The 16,100-nt window shown below is 44.0% G+C and carries 11 protein-coding genes; 4 read left to right on the top strand and 7 right to left on the bottom strand.

Annotated elements, in window-relative coordinates; genetic code table 11:
• Positions 1-18: 18 nt before the first annotated feature.
• From BMW86_RS05155 to BMW86_RS05135, 5 genes are all read right to left on the bottom strand, one after another.
• On the bottom strand, positions 19-756 hold the full coding sequence (locus tag BMW86_RS05155) for a hypothetical protein (protein WP_089779602.1): 738 nt from the start codon (positions 754-756) through the stop codon (positions 19-21).
• A gap of 87 nt (positions 757-843) precedes the next feature.
• Positions 844-1,290, bottom strand: a complete 447-nt coding sequence (gene rplI / locus BMW86_RS05150; RefSeq protein WP_089779600.1) for a 50S ribosomal protein L9 — start codon at positions 1,288-1,290, stop codon at positions 844-846.
• Between the two features lie 57 nt (positions 1,291-1,347).
• Entirely contained in the window at positions 1,348-1,614 is a 267-nt protein-coding gene (gene rpsR, locus BMW86_RS05145; RefSeq protein WP_089779598.1) for a 30S ribosomal protein S18, read from the bottom strand.
• A 4-nt stretch (positions 1,615-1,618) separates the two neighbouring features.
• A complete protein-coding gene (rpsF, locus tag BMW86_RS05140; RefSeq protein WP_157297941.1) occupies positions 1,619-1,969 on the bottom strand; it encodes a 30S ribosomal protein S6 in 351 nt (116 codons plus the stop codon).
• A gap of 133 nt (positions 1,970-2,102) precedes the next feature.
• Entirely contained in the window at positions 2,103-5,360 is a 3,258-nt protein-coding gene (locus BMW86_RS05135; protein ID WP_089779594.1) for an Ig-like domain-containing protein, read from the bottom strand.
• Between the two features lie 203 nt (positions 5,361-5,563).
• On the opposite strand from BMW86_RS05135, the gene htpG reads away from it, so the two are divergent.
• Positions 5,564-7,396 carry a molecular chaperone HtpG gene (gene htpG / locus BMW86_RS05130; protein ID WP_089779592.1) on the top strand — a complete coding sequence of 611 codons (1,833 nt, stop codon included), beginning with the start codon at positions 5,564-5,566 and terminating at the stop codon, positions 7,394-7,396.
• 126 nt (positions 7,397-7,522) lie between these two features.
• On the opposite strand, the gene recJ is transcribed toward htpG, so the two are convergent.
• Both recJ and BMW86_RS05120 read right to left on the bottom strand, forming a co-directional pair.
• Positions 7,523-9,232 carry a single-stranded-DNA-specific exonuclease RecJ gene (recJ, locus tag BMW86_RS05125; RefSeq protein WP_089779590.1) on the bottom strand — a complete coding sequence of 570 codons (1,710 nt, stop codon included), beginning with the start codon at positions 9,230-9,232 and terminating at the stop codon, positions 7,523-7,525.
• Positions 9,233-9,302: 70 nt separating this feature from the next.
• Positions 9,303-10,268: a polyprenyl synthetase family protein gene (locus BMW86_RS05120; RefSeq protein ID WP_089779588.1), complete on the bottom strand. Its 966-nt coding sequence runs from the start codon at positions 10,266-10,268 to the stop codon at positions 9,303-9,305.
• 313 nt (positions 10,269-10,581) lie between these two features.
• Between BMW86_RS05120 and BMW86_RS05115 the strand changes: the two genes are divergently transcribed.
• From BMW86_RS05115 to BMW86_RS05105, 3 genes are all read left to right on the top strand, one after another.
• On the top strand, positions 10,582-12,129 hold the full coding sequence (locus BMW86_RS05115; protein ID WP_089779586.1) for an OmpA family protein: 1,548 nt from the start codon (positions 10,582-10,584) through the stop codon (positions 12,127-12,129).
• A 147-nt stretch (positions 12,130-12,276) separates the two neighbouring features.
• Entirely contained in the window at positions 12,277-14,235 is a 1,959-nt protein-coding gene (locus BMW86_RS05110) for a KUP/HAK/KT family potassium transporter (RefSeq protein ID WP_255372852.1), read from the top strand.
• A gap of 98 nt (positions 14,236-14,333) precedes the next feature.
• A complete protein-coding gene (locus BMW86_RS05105; protein ID WP_089779582.1) occupies positions 14,334-16,052 on the top strand; it encodes a DUF4091 domain-containing protein in 1,719 nt (572 codons plus the stop codon).
• Positions 16,053-16,100 lie beyond the last annotated feature (48 nt).

Here is a 16,100-nt window from a genome sequence, read left to right as displayed (position 1 = left end):
TTTATTTACCCCATTTAATTACTGCATCACTATTTTAACTGGTTTAATCACCTTATTCATCGTAGAATCCAGACTGATATGCTCAGCAACGAATGTATTGTTATCAATCCATTTTACCTGGCCAGGACCCCAGTTGTCGAGCGCTATTTCTCCTATAGGTGTGATCGTACCGTTCTGGTAAGAGTATAATTGAAAACCATTGGCAGTTAAATCGGCTTCCAGATCGTAAGAAGAGCACAGGAAGTATTTTTTATCCGGAGAGATAATAGGGGCGCCCCATGTATGGGTAGTTACACCCGTGGATTGATCTACCAGTAAGAAATCTATTGATTCGTAATAAGTAGCGAATATGCCGTATTGTTTTATATCGGAGAGATAACCGGTATAGGTATATTCCGTATAGCTATCATCATGTTCGGGATGTATATTACTGGCCAGTACTATATGGCGCCCATTTTCCAGTGTAATGATTAATGAATCACCGAGCCGCTTTATATGCCCGTTTATATCATGATGGAGGAGAGTAAGTTCTGCACTATCAGAATCTACTGGCGGTTCTTCAGTAAAGGGAGATTCAGCGGGATCTATATCATATACAAGGAAGTTTTTATTCCCCATCTGGAATGTGTCTGTTGCAATAGGGGCCGGTTGAGCCTTGGGTATTGCTGTAGAATCGATGGTGGTATTGCCGGCCGTTTTCTGATGGCAGGCAGAGATGGATATTGTCAGCAGTAGGAGCAGTAGGTGTTTTTTCATATGACGGAACAAAGATAGTGGGCATGGGGGGAACAAAAAAATCCCGGGATGGAGCCCGGGATCTTTTAAACTAAAGATATTTGAGTTTTACTCAGCTACTACTTCAAATTCCAGTTCGGCTTCATTGCCTTTACCGAAATCCAGTCTCGCTTTGTATGTACCTAATTCTTTTACATCATCCAGGATGTGGATGCGGCGACGGTCGATTTCATAACCTTTTTGCTCTTTAATAGCACGTGCAATCTGCACGCCGGTTACGCTACCGAATATCTTACCGGATGTACCGGTTTTAGCGCCAATTTTAACAGGGCCTGCTTTCAGCACTTCCACCACTTTGGCGATTTCAGCCAACATTTTCTCTTCCTTAGCTTTCTGCACCTTCAGGCGTTCCTGCAGCTGCTTCATGTTGGAAGGACTGGCTTCTACCGCAAATTTCTGCGGAATCAGAAAGTTTCTGGCATAACCGTTTCTCACGGCAGCCAGTTCATTCTTCTGGCCCAGGTTATCTACGTCTTGTATTAAGATTACTTGCATTGTTAGTCGGTTTTAAGCACCTTTTACTCCCCGATTTACATCAGGATTCGCTGAGGTTTACTTTAAAAGGTCAGTAACGTAAGGCAACAAAGCCAGTTGACGGGCTTTTTTAATAGCCTGGGCTACTTTGCGCTGGAATTTCAGAGAGTTACCTGTGATACGGCGAGGTAACATTTTACCTTGGTCGTTCAGGAATTTCTTCAGGAATTCTCCGTCTTTGTAATCCACATACCGGATGCCCATTTTCTTAAAACGGCAGTATTTCTTCTGACGTTTCTCGGTTTTTACGGCCGTTAAGTACTTAATTTCTTGTTTTACTGCCATAATTTTAAGCTTCTACGGTTTTAGAATCAGTGTTCGCGCCATGCCTTTTGCGGTTATTGTAGATAACAGCGTATTTGTCAAGTGCGGTAACCATGTGACGTAATACATTTTCGTCGCGGTTGAGCTGAATTTTCAGCTTCTCATTGAGGTCGGATGGCGCAGTGTATTCCAGAACAAGATACATACCTGTAGTCTTTTTCTGAATAGGGTACGCCAGTGATCTTAATCCCCAGGGATTTTCGTGCGTAACTTCGCCACCATTATCTTTAATGATATCGGCGAATTTCTTTTGGGCGACTTTGTAGTCTTCCTCAGAAAGCACAGGGGTAAAGATCACCATCAATTCGTAGTTCATAATTTCCCTGATTTTAGAAAATTGTTAATAAAAAAATTTGGAGTGCAAAGATACTCAAAATGTGGAGACGAGCAAATAAAAGGCCGTTCCCGGGATGGAAACGGCCTATTTCTGTTTGGTTTTCAAAAAAGACTTAGTGGTTTACTAAAATCTTGCTTACCTGAGAGCCTTCCAGGCTTTGTACGCGAAGGAAGTATACGCCAGTCGGTAAATTATTGATATCCAATGTTTTAAAGTTTCTGCCTTTATTGACCATAATCTGAGACTGGTACCTGATATGACCTTGTATGTCAATTAGTTGCAGCTGAGCCGGTCCATATTTTTCCATATCCAGCCATATCTGCAGCTGGTGACCAAAGATACACCAGAAAAGTTTTTTCCAGATATCCCTGAGTGTCACTACAACTCTTTGTGTATCACTGTAAGTAACTGTACCATCTTTCCCAACTATTCTGAGCCGGTAAAAAGATAACCCCAGCCATGGACGGGTATCATAAGTGAGGTAATTGCTGGGCAGATTAACGGTACCGTGTGCGGCAACCGTATCTATTGCGTCAAAGTTGCGCATGTTACGGGAGCGTTCCACCACAAAATAGGCAGCATTGATCTCGTATGGTGTCTGCCAGCTGATTTTCACATTACCTGAGTCTTCAACAGCGGTGAAGTTATTAACAGGCAACGGATTCGCCAGGGTATGCAGGTTGTAACTGGTTTGTACAGGGTAGTGGTCTGTAGTAGTGGTACCGTAACTGCTTACCAGTTTTTCCACTTCTTTACGTACACGGGCAGAGCCTGGTACATAAGCTATTGCCAGTTCGTCTGAGGCCAGTACATTATCTATCACCGTATTAAAAGAGGTGGTGGATTGTTGTCCGGCCAGGGCGAGCGGCAGCGTAAGTGGTTTATAATGAATGGTGTCATTCATGAAGTCTATATAAGAGGTCGTAGTGTCCGGCGCTCTTTCCGTTGTGATGGTTTTATCCAGTGCATCATTGAAATCGCCCAGGATCGCAAAGTTGCTGGATGGGTACTGTGCATCCAGGGAATCCTTTAATTCCAGGTTGCCATCTTTCCGGCGCTGCCAGGAAGCGATCTTGTCCGCGGTGGTGCCTGTATTGGCTTTTGCATGGATCAGTATAAAATTGATCCGGGCACTGTCACCGTTCAGCTTTGCTTTTGCTTCCATGAAGAAGGGGAAGCGGCCGGATGACCAATTATAGTAGGCGTTACTGCTACCGCCTTTTCTTAATACGCCATAAGAGCGAATGCTGCTGACAATGGATGTTTTATATACAAAGGCCAGTTTCTGGGCAGAGATATAATCCGGGTCAGTGATGCTGTCTGCATAAGAGCCAAAGTCAGAAAGTATGTAACTATATCCGTTCAACTGGCTCACCACTGTTCTGAAACGGGCTGTATCCACTACTTCTGCCAGTGCAAAGATATCTGCATCCAGCTTTTTAAGGATAGTGGTCACATTGGCCTGTTGCAGGCTATCATTGGCCGGGTTCTGTGCCGGACTGCCAAACCATTCTATGTTCCAGTTCACCACTTTCAGCGAACGCAGGGATGTACCGGAAAGGGTAATATCAGGAGTGCTGATTCCTGAGAAGCTGATACTACCACTGTAAGCCTGGTTGGCGGTGGTAGGAAGGAACTTCACCCAGGCTGTTTGCAGGCTGTCTGCCTGTGCAGCTGTATAAGTCAGTGACGGACTATAAGAACCGCTGCTGTCTTTGGCCAGGAGGAACCCTGCGGAAGCAGTGATTGTCAGGTTACCAGTGAAATCGTTGCCCTGGAAGGTAAACGACTGAGGAGCTGATTGTTGTCCGGAAGGTATATAGTCGAAGTCTATGCTGGCTGGGCTTTTATCAATTGTAGGCAGCGGTGCGGTAACACTGTTGCCGATATGTACATCGTCTATTGTCCAGCGGGCGGCATTAAGCGTAGGGGAAGCAGTGTATACAAACGCTACATACACGCTGGCCTGCTTAAAGGCGGCTAAATTTATACTGTCAGATGTCTTCCATACATCAGACAGCAACTGGGGGAAGCGCCCGTTAATAGCCGTCCAGGTGGCATTGTGAGGATTGCCTGTTCCGCTGTAGTTGGTAGATACCAGCAGTTGCAGGGTAGGACCGGCGAAGGCAGTGCGGCTGGCAAAACCCAGCAACGGATAATCGAAGCTAGTGAGGTCAAATGCCGGAGATATCAGCCAGTCTTCATTTTCAACAGGTCCACCACTATAGCCGTTTATCTGTACACCATTGGTGCTGTTTTGTCCGAATGTGGTACAATCCCATACCTGAGCGCCGCTCAGACTATATTGGGTGAAACCGCTGAGGGTACCGGTGCCGGAAGTACAGTTATTGAAGTCAAAAATGAGTTGTTGAGCACCGGTGCTGAACCGCCATGTTGTACTGTCTGTAATGCCTGCAAAGACATTACCGCTCAGGTCCAGTATGGCAGCGCTGTCCAATGTAATAAAGTAGGTCTGCAGAGGGTGAAGGGCTGCTGTTAAAGTAAGGGCTGCGTTACTGATGGTAAGGCTGCTTACAGGGAATGCCTGTTGTGTACCTGTAGTAACATCATGGAGGATGAGCTGTCCGCTGCCTGCCTGTATGTTTTCTGTAAAGGTAATGACAGGCAGTGTAGTCGGTGCTACGTCAGTAGCGCCATTTGCCGGCAGCAGTGCTGCGATGGCAGGTGGTGTGGTATCCGCGCCGCTGCCTCCTGCTGTTATATTGTCTATGGCAAAGGAAGGACGTGAGCCAGCACCGCTTATCTGCCGGTTTACCCAGCGGAGCTGCACCAATGACTGGTTGTTACAGTCAGCAGGTAATACCAGTGTTTTAGTAGCAGGGTCCAGGGGAGTGGTCACTCCGGAAGTAGTCTGCGTGGTCGTGGTATTCTGATATTCCGTACCGGTAATGTTGGTAAAACTGCCGGTACTGCCAATGCGGTATTGCAGGATCACCTCATTGATGCGGGTATTACTGGTGCCATCATAGGGATTGCGCAGTGTCATCACATCATATTGAAAAGAGATGTTTACCTGTCCGCTGGTGTTGATAGCCAGTACCAGGGAGTTGTCTACACTGCCACTGTTCAGGAAACCCAGTTTACCGTTGTAATTATATACACCATTGGTAGTGCTGGAAGCAGTACCGGTAGCCAGCGCTTTATCTGCTGACGGAGTGGCGGTATTAAAAGCGGCAGAAGGGGAACCCGTAAGTGTCCATCCCTGCCATCCATCCGGGTAGGTGGTAGAAGTGGAGGGCAGTGCATCAAATGTTTGTTGGTAAGGCAACGGCTGTGGAGACGGTTGTGTTTGCGCATAGGCGTGTGTAAAACCGATAACCACAAGAAACGAGAGTAGAGTTTTCTTCATGTAAAACGACAGTTTAGTTTATCAGGGGTGGGTAATAACTATATATTAGGTATGTTCAAGCTAATGGTAATTAAAACTACAACATTTGTGTTAGAGTTCTAAATGTCTGTACATGAATTATTTGTTAAGATAAGGCGGACAGTTTGTCAGCTATCCGTCTGCTGGCATGTCCTTTGGAACCCCTTCTTTAAAAATTGACACCCATGCAGAAAGGCGCAATACGTGTTCAAACAGAGAACATTTTCCCCATTATCAAAAAATTCCTCTATTCGGATCATGAGATCTTTATCCGCGAGCTGGTGAGTAATGCAGTTGATGCGACCCAAAAGCTGAAAACCCTTGCCAGTGTTGGCGAATTCAAAGGCGAACTGGGCGCCCTGGAAATAACTGTAAAACTGGATATAGAGAAAAAAACGCTGACTATCTCCGACTGTGGTGTTGGTATGACAGCGGAAGAAGTTGATAAATACATTAACCAGGTAGCTTTTTCAGGTGCAGAAGAGTTCCTGACTAAATATAAAGGTCAGGGTGACGGAACGAATATAATCGGCCATTTTGGCTTAGGGTTCTATTCTTCCTTCATGGTGAGCAATGAAGTGGAAATCATTACCAAATCTCATAAGGAAGGTGCTGCTGCTGTACGCTGGGAATGTGATGGCAGTCCGGAATATACGCTGGAAGAAACTACTAAAGAAGATCGCGGTACTGACATCGTGATGCATATTAATGAAGAAAGTGAGGAGTTCCTGGATGAGCATCGCATACAAACCATCCTTGAAAAGTTCTGTAAGTTCCTGCCGGTACCTGTGAAGTTTGGCGACAAACAGATTAACAATACAAATCCCGCCTGGACTAAAAAGCCAAGTGAATTAACTACAGAAGATTACCAGAACTTCTACAAGGAATTATATCCTTTCTCAGAACCACCACTGTTCTGGATTCATCTGAATGTAGATTATCCTTTCAGTCTTACAGGTATTCTTTACTTCCCCAAAATCAATAAGAGCTACGAAATACAGAAGGATAAGATCAGTCTTTATTCCAACCAGGTATTTGTAACTGATGAAGTAAAAGATATCGTTCCTGAATTCCTGATGTTACTGCATGGTGTTATTGACAGTCCGGATATTCCACTGAATGTTAGCAGAAGTTACCTGCAGGGAGATCCCAATGTGAAAAAGATCAGTGCTTATATTACAAAGAAAGTAGGGGATAAGCTGGATGAAATATTCCGTAACGACCGTCCTGGTTTTGAAGAAAAATGGGAATCTATCGGTTTGTTTGCCAAATATGGTATGATGACAGACGATAAGTTCCAGGAAAAAGGGAACAAGTTCCTGATCATGCAGGATGTGGATGCCAGCAAATATTACACACTGGAGGAATACAAACAGGAAGCTACCGCCTTACAAACTAATAAAGATGGTAATCTGATAATCCTGTATGCAACTAATCCTATTCAACAGGATAGCTATATACAGGCTGCTAAAAACAGAGGATATAAAATTGTGAAGATGGATACGCTGGTAGATGCCGCGTTTATCAACACGATGGAATCCAAATGGGAAAAAGTATCCTTTACCCGTGTGGATGCAGATATCACTGATAACCTGATTGATCAGAATGAAAAAGCAGACAGCGTGTTGTCACAGGACCAGGAAGCAAAACTGAAAGAGTTGTTTGGTCACCTGCCACAGCAGCATGTTAAAGTAGAACTCAAAGGTCTGAGTGCTGAAGCGCAGCCGGTAATTGTAACCCGTCCGGAATTAATGCGTCGTATGAAAGATATGGCAGCAGCCGGTGGTAGTGGAATGAGCTGGTATGCCAGCATGCCTGATGAGATTAATATGACAGTAAACGCAAATCATCCGATTTATTTGCAGATCCTGAATGAAGGTGATGAAGACAGACAACAGAAGAAAGTGCGTAACCTGGCCGACCTGGCGTTGTTATCACAAAACCTGTTGACAGGTGCTGATCTTACCGCCTTCGTGAACAGAAGTGTGGAATTAATGGAAGGTGAGAAAAGGAACTAAATAAATAAACGTATAAATATAAATCCCGTCCGAGGTCTATAACCCGGACGGGATTTTTTTATGTGAGAAAGTGAGATTACCCAAAGTGGTGAATGATAAGCAAATTGTGATAATAGCTCTACAATCTTAGGGTTTCGAACTTCTGATATCGATTACTTTTAACTGCAGATTCATTTTACCATTCCATTCAATTTCATCAATAGTAAAAACCATATCAAATGGCTGATGAGTGGATACAATGGGGAATTTTTCGGACATGTAGAATCCGATACCTGTATGAGAGATAGATGACCTTCCCTGTTTTACAGAGAATTTTATGTGTTCATCTTTTACCAGGCGGGAATACCCGCTGTCCATTACATTTCTTACAAGGAAAACAGGCCGGAGATTATCTGGTCCCAGTGGTTCAAATTGCTGGAGTATTCTAAAAAACTTGGGTGTAATATCGTGTAATGTGATCTCTGTATCGATCACTATTTCCGGCTTCAGTAGCTCTGGGTCTATGCTTTCGGCAACTACCTGCTCAAATCGTTCCTGAAAAGCAGGAACATTTTCAGGCTTTAGTGTCATGCCTGCCGCATAAAAGTGACCTCCATAGTTTTCAAGAAGATCTTTGCATTTATGGATAGCTTCGTATACGTTAAACCCGGTCACAGAGCGGGCGGAGCCCGCAACTTTATCATTGCTGAGTGTCAGAATGATAGTAGGTCTGTAATAATGTTTATCTATAAGACGGGAAGCAACAATCCCCACCACACCTTTATGCCAGTCTGGTTTATAGAGTACTGTTGATTTACGGCCCTGTAATTCTAAATCATTTTCTATAATGGCAACTGCTTCTTTGGTGATAGTGCTGTCTACTTCTTTACGGTCGAAGTTATCAGCGTGTAACACTTTCGCGATCTCCATCGCCTTTTCCATATCTGTTTCTACGAAAAGGTTAACGGCTTTACGGGCATCATCCATTCTACCGGCAGCGTTTACACGTGGTGCAATTACGAATACCAGGTTAGAGATGGTGAGTTGTTCTTTCAGACCACTCAGCTGTATCAGTGCCTGTATACCGGGAAGGGGGGATTCATTTACCTTTTTAAGTCCATGAAAAGCCAGCACTCTGTTTTCTCCTGTCATAGGAACGATATCCGCTGCAATGCTGGTTGCTACAAGGTCGAGATAACGGTGAACGCTTTGTTCCGGTACATTCTGTTTCTGTGCAAAAGCGGAGATCAGCTTATAGCCAATACCACAGCCACTCAGTTCTTTATATGGATAGGGACAGTCGTACTGTTTAGGGTTTAATATCGCTACAGCCGGAGGTAGTATGGCATCCGGCAGGTGGTGATCACATATTACAAAATCAATCCCATGCTCTTTTGCCCAGGTGATCTGTTCCACGGCTTTAATCCCGCAATCCAGTGCTATCACAAGTTTTACATCATTATCACGGGCATATTCTATACCCTGTGTGGATATACCGTATCCTTCGCGGTAACGGTGAGGGATATAAAATTCTATATTATCATATAAGGCGTGTAGAAAATCATATACAGTAGCCACGGCAGTGGTACCGTCCACATCATAATCTCCGAATACCAGTATTTTTTCTTTCATGAAAAAGGCATGTTCAATGCGGGAAACCGCTTTGTCCATGTCTTTCATTAACCAGGGATCGTGAAGATCGGCCAGGGTAGGGCGAAAAAATAACCGGGATTCCTCATACGTATGCATTCCCCGCTGTACCAGTAACCTGCATAACAGGGGGTGTATGCGCAGTAAGGACTGTAGCAATGCTTCCTGTTTAGGTTGATAAGATCTTACTGTCCAGCGTTTTTGCATCAAGGCGTATTAGTTGTAGTATCTAAAGAAGGTTAAATTGTCTCTTTTGTCGGAAGATAGGTTTTATATTTTAAAAAGTACGGTCTGTTGTATATCTAACGAGAGTTTCTAACCCGGCCCGGATGTCATTTTCGGGAAGACTGTGGAGGATTGCAAGGGCTTCGTCCCTGTATTCGAACATTTTATCTCTGGTATATTCAATGCCACCAGAGGTTTTCACCAGTTCTATGACTTCAGCTACACGTTCTTTATCTGTGTTGTGATTCTTCACAATGTTGATAATACGGCGTCTGATTTCAGTAGTGGCGTGTTCGAGAGTATAAATAAGAGGTAGTGTGAGTTTCTTTTCCCGGATATCTATACCGGTAGGTTTGCCTATTTTGTCGGAGCCATAGTCGAAGAGGTCGTCTTTGATCTGGAAGGCGACTCCCACCTTTTCTCCAAAGAGGCGCATCTTTTCTGTGATTTCCTCATCTGCAGTGGTACTCCATGCGCCTGCTGCACAGGCAGAAGCCAGCAGGGATGCTGTTTTACGGCGAATGATTTCGAAGTAGATGTCTTCTTTAATATTAAGCTTGCGGGTTTTCTCTATCTGTAGTAATTCACCTTCGCTCATTTCCTTTACGGCTTCGGAGAGTATCTGTAAGGATCTGAAATCATTATTATTAAGAGACAATAACAATCCTTTAGATAATAAATAATCTCCTACGAGAACTGCGATCTTATTTTTCCACAAAGCGTTGATAGAGAAAAATCCGCGTCTTTCATTGGCATCATCCACAACATCATCATGAACGAGAGTGGCTGTATGAAGAAGTTCTACAAGTGCGGCTGCTCTGTAGGTACCTTCCTGTATGTCGTTACTGAAGAGTTTTGCGGAAAGGAGTACAAACATGGGCCTGATCTGCTTTCCTTTGCGTTTAACGATGTAATGCATGATCCTGTCCAACAGGGGGACATGACTTTTTACAGAGTCTGCAAATTTGCTTTCAAAATCTCGTAATTCCTTACTGATCAGGTGTTTAATTTCGTCCATAGGTGTACTAAAAAGATTGCTAAGCTATGCTTTTAAAGTTAAAATTTAACAATTTGGCCCCTAATTTGTATATAAGGGAGTAACATAACTTTAACATTACTTTGTTTTAGTTATAACAAATATGCTTATTCGTTATATACCAAACCAAATTAAGGTATGGCATTTGTTTTGACTAAGCGCTAATAGTTAAGTAGTTATCAATGAAAATAATATTGCAACAAAAATTTGAATTATCGTTTGAGAATTTTACCTTTGCTGGGTAAAAAAACGGGTTATTAGTAAATTTTTAACAGTTTTTAAATAGAAAACAATTATGGCAAGCAAAAAGTACTTATTACTGGGCGGCGCTATGCTCTTAGCGGCGTCTACCAGTTTTGCACAAGTTACCCCTGTTTATGACGCCCTGGATTCAACCAAAGTTCCAGCTTCAAGACAGGCCCAACAGAACAACTTCTCCAACCACCAGTATGATTTCCCTGCGAAACCTCGCGATATGTGGGAATTAGGTTTCCATGGTGGATTGCATGTGATCAACGGTACCATTCCTGCTAGACCAGGATTTGGTGGCGGTATCTCTCTGAGAAAATCACTTGGTCACACTTTTTCTGTAAGAGCTGAATACACTGGTTCTTTCGATAAGGGTATGGACTACAGATTAAGACCAGTTATTACGAACAATAGTAGTGCATGGGCTGCTACAGCTGCTGCGAACGGCGGTATGATTGTTCCTAACTACAAAACAGCTACTCACCAGTTGTCTTTCGACCTGATTGCTTCCCTGAGCAACATCCTGTTCTACAAGGCTCAGCCTAAAGTAAACTGGTATGTATTCGGTGGTTACAGCCTCGGTCTGATCGATGTTGACGTTGATGCGTTGAATAGCAGCAATGCCGCTTATAATTACTCTGGTATTGATTTCACAGCTAGTCGTAAAGACATCCATAGCCAGCTGAAAGCTCTTGGTTATGGTGATAGCTACGAATCTAACGCTCCTTCACAGGGTAACAGAGCTAGCATCGGTCGTAAAAGCGACAACCAATTACTGCGTCACGGTGCTGACTTCGGTACTGGTGTTGCATTCAGAGTGTCTAAACGTTTCAACATTGGTGTTGAAGAAAAATACACACTGTACTTTGATGACTATCTGGACGGTTACTCTGCTCCATTTAGCAACCACAAAGATGCATTCAGCTACACAAGCATTCGTCTGAACTTCAACCTTGGTAATCCAGCTAAACGCGTTGAGCCATTATGGTGGATAAACCCTCTGAACTACGCTTACAACGAACTGAGCGCTCCTCGTCACATGAAGCTGCCTACTCCGGTATTGCCTGATGCTGATGGTGATGGCGTAACTGATCAATTCGATCGTGAGCCTAATACTCCAGCAGGTGCTCCTGTAGATGTACACGGTGTTGCTAAAGATACTGATGGTGATGGTGTTCCTGACTTCAAAGACAAACAGCTGATCACGCCTACTTATTGCCAGCCAGTTGATGCTGATGGTGTTGGTAAATGCCCAGATCCTGAATGTTGCAAAGACAGAGTTGTTAAGACTGATTGCAATACCTTGGTTCTGCCAAGTGCTTCTTTCAAAGGTAACTCTACTAAAGTTTCTGCAGAAAACGAAGCAATTCTGTCTAGCGTAGCTAACACGCTGAGAACTAGCCCATCTTGTAACATCCTGGTTACCGGTCACGCTGGTGCTAAGGGTAAGAAAGGTGGTGTTGATCTGAGCAGCAGAAGAGTAGACGCAGTTATTGATTACCTGGCTGACAAGCAAGGTATCGATCGCGGTCGCTTCATCAAACAAAACACTCCTGGTGAGTCTAGCACTGTAGATTTAGCTCCTGCTAACTAAGTGTTTCACTAGTGAAGATATAAACCCCGTCCTGGCTTATTGTCAGGACGGGGTTTTCACATTGGGGGGATACCCGTTCAAATACTCATTTGTAGATATCCACATTTCGACTTACCTTTGGACGCTTTTTTAATCAATTGCATACTTGTGAGAAAAGAAGACATTAACAGGGTAAGCCTGGCCGGCTTAGTAGTAGCACTAGGTATTATTTACGGTGATATTGGAACCTCTCCGTTATACGTTTTCAAAGCTATAGTAGGTAATAACCCCGTAAGCGATCTGCTTATTATAGGTGGTATCTCCTGTATCATCTGGACGTTGACTTTACAGACAACTATCAAATACGTGATCCTGACACTCCGTGCCGATAACAAGGGCGAGGGCGGGATTTTTTCATTATATGCCCTGGTAAGAAGGCATGCCAAATGGGCCGTAATATTTGGTATGATCGGCGGTGCTGCCCTGCTGGCGGATGGTATCATCACCCCACCTATTACGGTAACCTCTGCTATTGAGGGGTTACGTACACTCGAAGTATTTAAGGACCTTAGTCAGTGGACGATTGTTAAGATCGTACTCACCATTATAACAGGACTTTTTGTTGTACAGCAGTTTGGTACTGTATCCATCGGAAAACTGTTTGGGCCTATCATGGTAGTGTGGTTTTCAATGCTTGGTATACTGGGTATGTCGCATCTTGCTGATGATCTCTCTATATTAAAGGCGTTCAGTCCGCATTATGCTATTGAGTTACTGACCACCTATCCACGCGGATTCATGATACTGGGAGCGGTATTCCTCTGTACTACCGGGGCAGAAGCCCTTTACTCCGATCTGGGGCATTGCGGAAAAGGTAATATCCGGGTTTCCTGGATATTTGTAAAAACCTGCCTGATCCTTAATTATCTGGGACAGGGTGCATGGTTATTGACGCAACGTGGTCAGATCATCCCTAAAGATCAGAACCCATTCTTTACTATTATGCCTGAATGGTTTGTCATCTTTGGGGTACTCATCGCTACACTGGCATCTATCATCGCCAGTCAGGCATTGATCTCAGGATCTTTTACACTGATCTCCGAGGCAATGCGGCTGAACTTGTGGCCTAAATTAAAAATCAATTACCCCACAGAAATGCGTGGGCAGTTATATATTCCCGGTATTAACACCATGCTCTTTGTTGGATGTGTGGCAATAGTACTGATCTTCAAAGAATCCAGTGCGATGGAGGCGGCCTATGGTTTGTCCATAACGATCTGTATGCTGATGACATCCTGCCTGTTCGCGTTCTATCTATATACACGACGGGTGCGGCTAAGTCTGATCCTCATCTACCTCATTATCTATTTTACTATTGAGTTTTCCTTCCTTTTTGCCAATCTGGTGAAATTCATGCATGGTGGTTATGTAACTGTAATAGTTGCAGGCATCCTCTTCCTGATTATGATTGTATGGTTTAAATCCCGTAAGATCAAAAACAGGTATGTGGAATTCGTGCGTCTGGAAGATCATCTGCCTATCATGCAGGAACTGAGTAACGATACTACTATCCCCAAGTATGCTACTCACCTTGTATACATGAGCAGTGCGGATAACCCGAAAGAAATTGAACATAAGATCATTTACTCCATATTGAATAAGAAGCCTAAAAGGGCGGATATCTACTGGTTTGTGCATGTGGATGTGGTAGATGAACCTTATCTCAGTGAATATTCTGTGCAGACGATCATTCCTAATGAAGTGATTCGCGTAGAGTTCAGGTTAGGATTTAAAGTGGAACAGCGTATTAATCTGATGTTCCGCATGGTGGTGGAAGATATGGTGCGTAATAAGGAAGTGAATATCACCAGTCGTTACGAATCATTGAGCAAGAACAATGTGGTAGGCGACTTCCAGTTTATTGTAATGGAAAAATTCCTTTCCCATGATAATGACCTTCCGCTGTATGAGCGCCTGGTTATGAGGATGTACTTCTTCCTGAAAAAGATCAGTCTTTCAGAAGAAAGAGGCTTCGGTCTGGACTCCAGTTATGTGACAATTGAAAAATATCCTTTGGTGGTGGCACCGGTCACCAATCTACAGCTAAAGCGGATTATACATTCTTAAAAAAGCAGACGGTTTACCGTCTGCTTTTTTTTACTTCACTTTTCCCGCTATTGTTTGTATTTTATCTGTCGAAAAGCAGCTAAAACCAAAACCACTTTATGTTCAGTAAACTTTATTGGGCCACCATACCAATGGCCCTAACCTGTGCATCCTATGCGCAACAGGTAAATTTGCCTTACCGGGATCTACCTGATCCCGCACCCCCGGTTTCCTGGGAAGCCGTTACCGGCTTACATGTCAGTTTTGCCAGTGCAGATATCCGCTATAAGAAGGGCAGCCCCCCGGATGCAGGCCTACAGTCTGAATGGAAGACAAAAGCCTGGAAAGGAGAGCAGGTACATACACAATTGCTGATATGGACCACAAAGCCTCTGAATGGCGTCACTGTAAATGTGCAGCCATTACAGGATGGTAAAGGGCATGCAATTCCTGCTACAGCCAGTTTTGTACGTTATGTAATGACGGATGGGCTGAATAAGGACGGCACGGGTTGCGGTTACCGGAAGACAACCGATTACGATTCATCCCTGGTAGAAGATGCCATAGACATTGTAAAGAAACAGGATATAGCAGCCAATACTACACAGCCGGTGTGGCTAAGTATAAAAGTACCCGCTGCTACTCCTGAGGGTATTTATCATGGCGTGGTGAAGGTAGGGACAGTAACCCTGCCTTACCAGGTGCAGGTATCAGCGTATACCCTGCCTCCGGCATCTAAATGGCAGTATCACCTGGATTTATGGCAAAGCCCGTATGCCATCAGCCGGATGCACAAAGTAAAAGACTGGAGTCCTGCGCATTTTGCCGCAATGAAGCCTTACATGAAAATGCTGGCTGATGCAGGCCAAAAGGTGATTACCACTACACTGATATATGATCCCTGGAATGGGCAAACGGAAGATATTTATGGCAGCATGATCAAATGGACCAGGCAGTCCAATGGCAAATGGTCTTATGACTATACCATCTTTGACAAGTGGGTGCAGTTTATGCTGGACCTGGGAATCCGTAAGGAAGTGAACTGTTATAGCATGATCCCCTGGAACCTTAAGTTCTGGTATTATGATGCAGCAATAGGGAAGGATACCTTTATTGTCGCCAAACCTGGTTCCGCCGGGTATGATGCTCACTGGCGTCCTATGCTCACCGATTTTGTAAAACATCTTAAAGCAAAGGGCTGGTTCAGTATTACTACTATCGCGATGGACGAGCGTACAATGGAAGATATGAAATGGACCATTGCGCTTATAAAGAGCGTTGATAAAGACTTCAAAGTATCACTGGCGGGTAGTTATCATGCTGAAATAGAAAGTGGCCTGGTGGACCTCTGTATCGCTTCTGCAGAAGTGATGCCTGCGGAAGTACTGGCTGAAAGAAAAAAGCGTGGGGACATCACCACTTATTATACTTATTGCCATGAAGGACATCCCAATACCTTTACATTTTCCCCACCTGCTGAAGCCACCTGGTTAAGCTGGTACGCAGCAATGAAAGGTTTTGATGGTTACCTGCGCTGGGCATATAACAGTTGGGTGAAAGATCCGCTGCATGATTCCCGCTTCCGCAGCTGGTCTGCCGGAGACACCTATTTTGTATATCCCGGTATGAGATCGTCTATCCGTTTTGAACGTCTGAGAGAAGGTATACAGGATTATGAGAAAATACGCTTACTGCGGGAGAAATTTACAAAAGAGAATAATACTGCAAAGCTGCAGCAACTGGAAACATTGTTGTCATCTTTCCAACTGGATGCGCTGAAAACGCAATCTGCCGCTGATATGGTGCAAAAGGCACAGGCGGGATTAAATGAATTCTGATAATAAAGCAGGCTGGCTTTATAGCCTGCCTGCTAATTTTTTAGTCCA

The sequence above is a fragment of the Chitinophaga sp. YR573 genome, assembly GCF_900110995.1.
Taxonomy (GTDB): domain Bacteria; phylum Bacteroidota; class Bacteroidia; order Chitinophagales; family Chitinophagaceae; genus Chitinophaga.
This window is presented reverse-complemented; position numbering and strand designations above follow the sequence as displayed.

Bases quoted from the DNA above. Each gene is read 5' to 3' on its own strand.
- BMW86_RS05135 (WP_089779594.1), bottom strand. From the start codon at position 5,360: ATGAAGAAAACTCTACTCTCGTTTCTTGTGGTTATCGGTTTTACACAC.
- BMW86_RS05155 (WP_089779602.1), bottom strand. From the start codon at position 756: ATGAAAAAACACCTACTGCTCCTACTGCTGACAATATCCATCTCTGCC.
- BMW86_RS05115 (WP_089779586.1), top strand. From the start codon at position 10,582: ATGGCAAGCAAAAAGTACTTATTACTGGGCGGCGCTATGCTCTTAGCG.
- BMW86_RS05105 (WP_089779582.1), top strand. From the start codon at position 14,334: ATGTTCAGTAAACTTTATTGGGCCACCATACCAATGGCCCTAACCTGT.
- rplI (WP_089779600.1), bottom strand. From the start codon at position 1,290: ATGCAAGTAATCTTAATACAAGACGTAGATAACCTGGGCCAGAAGAAT.
- rpsR (WP_089779598.1), bottom strand. From the start codon at position 1,614: ATGGCAGTAAAACAAGAAATTAAGTACTTAACGGCCGTAAAAACCGAG.
- recJ (WP_089779590.1), bottom strand. From the start codon at position 9,232: ATGCAAAAACGCTGGACAGTAAGATCTTATCAACCTAAACAGGAAGCA.
- BMW86_RS05120 (WP_089779588.1), bottom strand. From the start codon at position 10,268: ATGGACGAAATTAAACACCTGATCAGTAAGGAATTACGAGATTTTGAA.
- htpG (WP_089779592.1), top strand. From the start codon at position 5,564: ATGCAGAAAGGCGCAATACGTGTTCAAACAGAGAACATTTTCCCCATT.
- rpsF (WP_157297941.1), bottom strand. From the start codon at position 1,969: ATGAACTACGAATTGATGGTGATCTTTACCCCTGTGCTTTCTGAGGAA.